This is a genomic window from Bowmanella dokdonensis (assembly GCF_017254865.1).
Classification (GTDB): domain Bacteria; phylum Pseudomonadota; class Gammaproteobacteria; order Enterobacterales; family Alteromonadaceae; genus Bowmanella; species Bowmanella dokdonensis.
In genome coordinates, this window is the sequence record NZ_JAFKCV010000078.1 from 1 (window position 1) to 501 (window position 501).

Annotated in this window: 1 protein-coding gene; it reads right to left on the reverse strand. The window is 45.9% G+C overall.

Annotated elements, in window-relative coordinates:
* A partial coding sequence (locus J0A66_RS21620) for a GGDEF domain-containing protein (protein WP_206575924.1) occupies nt 1–501 on the reverse strand: 501 nt, incomplete at both ends.

Sequence of the window (501 nt, forward strand, 5' to 3'; positions counted from 1 at the left end):
TTTCGCTCGGCAAAGTCAGAACGAAGTTGCCGGATCATGCCCAGCCGCCAGGTTGTCTTCTCTTCCATTTCTGGCGCGTAGTACTCGTAATTGGCTGTCAGGCTTTTCTTAGCGCGATTTAACGCAATGTTGGACTGTTTGAGGATATTCAGACCATTATTTTCCTCATCCAGCAAACGACACAAGCCAACAGTGACGTTTACCGGCAAGGTATGATCGCCAGCCTTAAAAGGAGAGTTAAAAACATTGGTAATGTATTCAGGGCAAACCTTATTATCACGACCGATCAAGCCAAATACATCCGCACCAATTCGACCCATTTTTACTTCTGGGCCCATGGCACCTTGCAGTCGCTCTGCAATAGCAATCAATAATAAGTTACCCGCATCCTGGCCCAAGCCATCGTTAATATCAGAAAAGTGGTTCACATCCACCAGTGCAGCAACCTGGTTATCCAGCTCAAAACTGCTGTTCTGCATTTGATCCAGCATATTGATGAAT